The organism is Burkholderia sp. WAC0059, assembly GCF_002870125.1.
Taxonomy (GTDB): Bacteria; Pseudomonadota; Gammaproteobacteria; order Burkholderiales; family Burkholderiaceae; genus Paraburkholderia.
Genome location: NZ_PNEO01000034.1, coordinates 22,222 through 28,379, shown reverse-complemented (window position 1 = coordinate 28,379; position 6,158 = coordinate 22,222). Strand labels below are relative to the sequence as shown.

Genomic DNA, 6,158 nt, shown 5'->3' with positions numbered 1-6,158 from the left:
GCTGGTGGACGACATCTATGCGCAGATGACCGCGCGCCAGACCGGCGAGGCCACGCGCAAGGAGCTGGAGCTGGGCAGCCGGCTGCCGCGGGTGTCGACGAACCTGATGGCGGGGCTGATCGAGACGCTGGCGGCGGCGCCGTATCACGGGCGGGCGGACATGCCGGAGATTGCGAGGTCGCTGCACCTGGAGGTGGACGACCTGTTTCCGATCGCGGAGATGCTGCAGCATCTTGGGTTTGCGGACGTGCGGGAGGGGGACGTGTTCCTGACGCCGCCGGCGCGGGTGTTCGCGGAGTTCGGCACGCACGAGCGGAAGATGATGTTCGCGGAGCACCTGCTGAAGCACGTGCCGCTGGCGGCGCGCATCCGGGCGGTGCTCAATGAGAGGCCGGGCCATCGTGCGCCGCGCGTGCGCTTCGAGCAGGAGCTGGAAGATTTCCTTTCCGACGGCGCGGCCGAGGAAACGCTCGACACGGTGATCGACTGGGGTCGTTATGGCGAGATCTTCTCGTACAACGACCAGACCGAAATCTTCAGCCTCGAGGACGTCGAGGCCTGACGGCGTCGTCGACCCGCGTTCCCCGAAGAGGCGGCCCGACAACAACGGGACAACGGCCGCTTTTTCTTTGCTGCCTCGCGCTTCGTTATTGCAGCGTGCCCCAGCGCTCCACGGCCGGTTCGGCCGATGCCCATTTCCAGGTGCCGTCGTCGAGGCAGGCGCTTGCCGTGTACCAGTGCTCGGGCGAGCCCGGACCCTTGCCGTCGATCACCGAGAACAGAAACTCCTTGCAGATCGCGAGCGGCGACGAGAACGCGCGCGTCACGCGGATTTCGCCGTGGCCGTTCTCGACCGGCAGCCGGTGTTTGACGCGCCAGGTCTGCGTGCCGCCGACCGGCAGCATGCCGACGGTCGCGGCGATCCGGTCCTGCTGGTCTTCGTGCATATTGCGCATGAAGGTGTTGACTGCGTCGTTCGCGGCTGCCTGCACGGCAATGCCCACGCCGATGCCGATGGCCGGATTGGCGGTCGCGAGTCCCGTCGCGGCGCCGGCCGCGGCGCCGCTCGCTGCGCCGATCGACGAGCAGCCGCCGGCCAGCGCGAGCACGCCCGCGCAGAGCGCGCCGACGGCGGCGCGCCGCGCGCATCGCCTGAGCCTCGGCCCGCGTCGCCGGACTTCGAGGCGGGCAATCGCGCGCGCCGTCATTGCAGCGCGCCCCAGCGTTCGGTCGCCGGTTCGGCCGACGCCCACTTCCACGTCTTGCCGTCGAGACAGATCGAGGCGACGTAGAACGCGCTCGATGCGGCGGTCTTCTTCGTGGCGTCGCGATCGACCGAGAACACGATTTCCTTGCAGTCGAGCGCGCCGCTGCTGATGGTGCGGCTGACGGTGACGCGGCCGTGCTCGTCGTCCTCGATCGGCACGCTGTGCGTGACCGACCACGGCGAGACGGCGCCGACGTCGAGCGGCCCGGCGGCCGCGGCGATGCGATCCTGGGTGTAGCGGTGAACGACGCGTTCGGAGTACTGGACGCCGGCGTTCGCGGCGGCCACGGCGCCGAGGCCGATGCCCGTCGCGACGGCCGCGTTGCGCGTCACCTTCGACGCGACGGCGGCGCCGGCGATACCGGCGCCCGTCTGCGCGCCTTCCGAATAGAGCGAACTGCAGCCGCCCAGCGCGATCGCCAGGGCGGCGACCGATACGAGCCATGCGACGGACGTCGCGCGGCGGCGCGATGCCGGTCGTGTCCCGGAATGTTGTTCTGGCATTTTCCTGTCCCTGCTGCGGGCGCCGGCCTGCTGCCGGAAGCGGGGGCGCCGTGTACCTTGAGCCGCACAAATTGTGCAGGACGGGCTTGGGGAACGGGGCAGGAAAAATGCAATAAATTGAAAAAGCGCGTGCATATGACGCGCTTCCCTGCGTTGCTAGGCGACCTTATCCACGGACAGCGCCGGCCGGACGACCACGCTGCTCGGCTCTCTCCCGGTTCTCCCTCAGTTTTCCTCTTCGCTGCCGTCGGCGTCCTCGCCGCCGTAGGTGCCCAGCCGGTTGTAGAGCGTCTTCAGGCTCACGCCGAGCGTGCGCGCCGCGAGCCGCTTGTCGCCGCCGCAGTATTTGAGCGTGCCGAGGATGATCTGCTTCTGCGCGTCGGCGAGCGGCGTGCCGATCCAGACGTTCATCGCATCGCCCTGCGCGACGGGTTTTCTCACACGCGTCGCCAGTTGCGGATGCGCGATCTCGACCGTCTTCTCCGCGAGGATGAACGCGCGATACACGGCGTTCTTCAGTTCGCGCACGTTGCCGGGCCAGGACCAGCTACGCAGCGTTTCGAGCGTGCGGCGGCCGAACGTCTTGTGGGTGCCTTCCTCGGCGTTGAGCTCGGCGAGAAAGTGCTGCGCGAGCAATTCGCGGTCTTGCTCGCGCTCGCGCAGCGGCGGCACGCGCAGCGGAAACACGGCGAGGCGGTACATCAGATCCTCGCGCAGGCTGCTTTCGCCGACGGCGACCATTGGATCGCGATTGGTCGCGGCGATGACGCGCACGTTGCTGCGGATCGGCTCGCTGCTGCCGACGCGAAAGAACTCGCCGGTTTCGAGCGCCCGCAGCAGCCGGACCTGGTGGACGGGCGCCATCTCGGTGATCTCGTCGAGAAAGAGCGTGCCGCCGCGCGCGGTTTCGAAGTGTCCGGCCCGCTCCTGCACGGCGCCAGTAAAGCTGCCCTTTTCATGGCCGAACAGTTCGGCCTCGATCAGGGCTTCGGGAATCGCGCCGCAGTTGACGGCCACGAACGGCGCATCGCGGCGCGTGCCGAGCGTGTGGATGGTGCGCGCCACGAGCTCCTTGCCGGTGCCCGATTCGCCGACGATCAGCGCCGTCGCGTCGGTCGTGGCGACGCGTTCGATCTGCGCGTAGAGCGCCTGCATGGTCGCCGACGAACCGTACAGCAGTCCATACGATTTCAGTCCCGCAACGCGCGGGCCGATGCCTTCCTGTCGTGCTTCGCTCTGCATGGCGGCGGTCGAGTCCAGCCGGGGTGACGCCATATTCGGGTATGTCCGCAAGGTTGGCCGCCCGCGTGTCGTGCGTGCGGGCAGGGGTGTGTCGGGCGGGGGCGCGTCTTGCGCGCGGCGCGGCGGGCCATCGCGCGAAACCTCGCGCCGAAGGCGGCCCCGTCCACATTTAACCACTGCCGCGCGCCGCACGGCAATGAACGGTACGCGGCGGGTACGCGGCGCGCGTCTGGCATGTCCGATGCTGACGGAACTGGCAGCAGGCGAGGCAATCGATAGAAGTATGGGGCGTCCGTGTTGCGGTTTGCGTTCGCGGGCGCGTTTTTCGACGTACGGCAAGGGAGGCGAACGACATGTCCACGCAGAAAATCAGTTTGTTCGGAGCGTTGGTGGCCGTCGGCGGCGTGCTGGCCTGGCGCTGGGGGCAGAACCGCCGCCGGTCCCAGATCATGCACAGTCGCGATCTGACCCGCTGGGAAGGCGAGGGCGGTTCGCCGGCGGGTGGCCTCGAGGCGGAGCCGCTGGCGTCCGTTTCGGATGCCCCCGCCGACGGCGCATCGGGCGAGGCCTGGCCGTTTCCGCACGGCGGTTGATGGCCGTCGCGGCTCCGTCCGGGCGGAAGTGGGGAACGAGCCGCGAGAAGACGATGCCTGGGAGCGGGGCCATGGGGGTTCGTGGGGCTCGTGAGCGCGCGCGAGCGGCGCAAAACAGGCCCGAAACGGACGCGCGAAGAACCCGGCGGGCGCGGCAAGGCGCAAGGCATCGCGCCGCCCGGTTCGCGTTCCATGCCGCCCGGTCAGCGGACACCATATCTCAAATAGGTCTATAATGAATAAATACACAACAATCACGGTCCGGGATATCGCCCGATAGCGGTATTGTTGCATTCCTGTCCAAAGCGGGGCGCCGTCAGTCCGGCCGCACCCGTTTCCGGCGACCCGACCCGTTTCGTACTCCATGGCCGCGCACCCTTTGTGCGCGGCGCCCAGTCGCGTTGGCGGACGCCCCGGTTCGCCCTGTTCGCGCATGGAGCCCCCCACCTTTTCAGGCTTACGAGACGCGATGCCCCATGTATTGATTGTCGATGACGATGCCGGTACCCGCGAAGCGCTTGCGACCGTCGTGGGCGGCGACGGCCTCACGACCGCGATGGCCGGCGACCTGCGCGAAGCCCGCATCCAGCTCGTGCGGCAGATGCCGGACGTCGTGTTTACCGACCTGAAGCTGCCCGACGGCAGCGGCATGGACCTGTTCGAGGATCTCGATCCGCGCTCGGGCGTCGAGGTCGTGGTCATCACCGGCCACGCGACGGTCGAATCGGCGGTCGAGGCGCTCAAGTCGGGCGCGACCGACTACCTCGTCAAACCGATCAACCTGCAGCGCGTGAAGTCGATCCTTGGCCGGATGCCGCGCGCGGGCGACCTGAAGGCGGAGATCGGCACGCTGAGGAGCGAGCTGCGCCGCATGGGCCGCTTCGGGCTCATGCTCGGCAATTCGATCGCGATGCAGGAGGTCTACGACCAGATCAGCCGCGTGGCGCCGACGGCGGCCTCGGTCATGCTGGTCGGCGAATCCGGCACGGGCAAGGAAGTCGCCGCGCGGACCATCCACGAGCTGAGCTTGCGCCGGCGCCACGAGTTTCTCGCCGTCAACTGCGGCGCGATTTCGCCGAACCTGATCGAGTCCGAGATGTTCGGGCACGAGCGCGGCTCGTTCACCGGCGCGGACCGGCAGCACAAGGGCTATTTCGAGCGCGCGAACGGCGGCACGCTGTTTCTCGACGAGATCACCGAAATGCCCGTCGAGCTCCAGGTGAAGCTGCTGCGCGTGCTGGAGACGGGCGTGTTCATGCGCGTCGGCACGACGAAGGAGATCGAGACCGACGTGCGCCTCATCGCGGCGACCAATCGCGATCCCGAGCAGGCCGTGGCCGAAGGCAAGCTGCGGCTCGATCTCTATCACCGCCTGAACGTGTTTCCGATCACGCTGCCGCCGCTGCGCGAGCGCGGCAAGGACGTCGAGCTGCTCGCCAGCGCGTTCCTCGAGGAACTCAACGGGCGCCAGGGTACCCGTATGCACTTTCCGCCGGCCGTGCGCGAGATGCTGCTGTCGTACCCGTGGCCCGGCAACGTGCGCGAACTGAGGAACTACGTGCAGCGCGCGCACATCATGTCGGGTCCCGACGCCGACACCACGGTAAGCGTGCCGATGCAGATCTCGCTCTCGCGGCCCGCCGCCGGCACCGCGGTGACGATTCCGTTCGGCACGTCGCTCGCCGAGGCCGACCGGCAACTGATTCTCGCCACGCTCGAGCAGTGCGGCGGCGTCAAGACGCGCGCCGCCGAAATTCTCGGCATCAGCCTCAAGACGCTCTACAACCGGCTCGTGGAATACGGCAACGAAGGCGGCAAGGCGGGCGCCTCGGGATCGTCGGGAAGCGGCGCCCGGGCGCGCGTGCTCGGCGACGCGAACGTCTAGGGACGGTCCGGCGATTCGCGCCGGCATGGGCATTGCGGTCTGTCCGGGCATCCGGACCGGTCACGCAGGAGCAGCCGATGCCTTACCGCGAGCGCAACGAACAGGAAACGCCGTCCGCCGTGTGGCGGGCGCACACGCCGCAGCCCGATCCGCCGCCGCCCACCGAACCGGGCGAACCCGACGTGCCGCCGATCGGCGATCCGCCGCCCGAGCCGGACGAAACACCGCATACGGTCGCAATCGGCGGGGACGCATCACCGTGCCGCTGACCCGCGACAGCAGCAGTCTGTTGTACTTGTTACAAAACCGACGCACTTTTTACCCGTTTTGCCGTGCGACGGACCCTGGACCGGGTGTGGGCCGCGCCGCTGCGGCGCCGGCCTTGCCGCTGGAGGTATCGACATGAGACATCCTGCATTGCGCCGTTCGGCCCGCCGCCAGGGCAAGCGCGGCTCGCGTGAGGCGGAGCCGGGCGAACGGGGCGCGCCGCCGCCGCCGCCCGACGCGGGGACAGATCCGGCGAAGCAGAACCGTCCGGCGCCGGATGCCCCTGCCGACGGGGAGCACAACCAGGGCGGCGCGCGTACCGAGAACCTCGACTACCACCGCGATCTCGGTTCGGAGCAGGACGCCTGAGCCGGTTCTTTCGGGCTTCGGGCGGAAAGCG

At 68.6% G+C, this 6,158-nt stretch carries 8 protein-coding genes; 5 read left to right on the top strand and 3 right to left on the bottom strand.

Translation table 11 applies throughout. From position 1 onward, the window contains the following. Positions 1-562 (top strand): AAA-associated domain-containing protein (locus tag CY652_RS22820; protein ID WP_180970734.1); only part of this gene is annotated, 562 nt, incomplete at its 5' end. Between the two features lie 85 nt (positions 563-647). Here the strand turns inward: CY652_RS22820 and CY652_RS22815 are convergent. From CY652_RS22815 to CY652_RS22805, 3 genes are all read right to left on the bottom strand, one after another. Then, complete coding sequence (locus CY652_RS22815; RefSeq protein WP_102132987.1) at positions 648-1,208, bottom strand: hypothetical protein; 561 nt, start codon at positions 1,206-1,208, stop codon at positions 648-650. After that, the gene (locus CY652_RS22810) at positions 1,205-1,771 is read right to left on the bottom strand and encodes a hypothetical protein (RefSeq protein WP_102132986.1); all 567 of its coding nucleotides are present in this window, start codon (positions 1,769-1,771) and stop codon (positions 1,205-1,207) included. The genes CY652_RS22815 and CY652_RS22810 overlap by 4 nt, the downstream gene beginning before the upstream one ends. A 225-nt stretch (positions 1,772-1,996) precedes the next feature. Next, positions 1,997-3,013 carry a sigma-54 interaction domain-containing protein gene (locus CY652_RS22805; protein ID WP_258002422.1) on the bottom strand — a complete coding sequence of 339 codons (1,017 nt, stop codon included), beginning with the start codon at positions 3,011-3,013 and terminating at the stop codon, positions 1,997-1,999. A gap of 353 nt (positions 3,014-3,366) precedes the next feature. Between CY652_RS22805 and CY652_RS22800 the strand changes: the two genes are divergently transcribed. From CY652_RS22800 to CY652_RS22785, 4 genes are all read left to right on the top strand, one after another. Further along, positions 3,367-3,606: a hypothetical protein gene (locus CY652_RS22800; protein WP_102132984.1), complete on the top strand. Its 240-nt coding sequence runs from the start codon at positions 3,367-3,369 to the stop codon at positions 3,604-3,606. A gap of 469 nt (positions 3,607-4,075) precedes the next feature. Then, positions 4,076-5,491, top strand: coding sequence for a sigma-54-dependent transcriptional regulator (locus CY652_RS22795; RefSeq protein ID WP_102132983.1), 1,416 nt, complete (start codon positions 4,076-4,078; stop codon positions 5,489-5,491). A gap of 77 nt (positions 5,492-5,568) precedes the next feature. Further along, positions 5,569-5,760, top strand: coding sequence for a hypothetical protein (locus tag CY652_RS22790; protein ID WP_102132982.1), 192 nt, complete (start codon positions 5,569-5,571; stop codon positions 5,758-5,760). 133 nt (positions 5,761-5,893) lie between these two features. Then, the gene (locus CY652_RS22785; protein WP_102132981.1) at positions 5,894-6,127 is read left to right on the top strand and encodes a hypothetical protein; all 234 of its coding nucleotides are present in this window, start codon (positions 5,894-5,896) and stop codon (positions 6,125-6,127) included. The last annotated feature ends 31 nt before the right edge of the window (positions 6,128-6,158 follow it).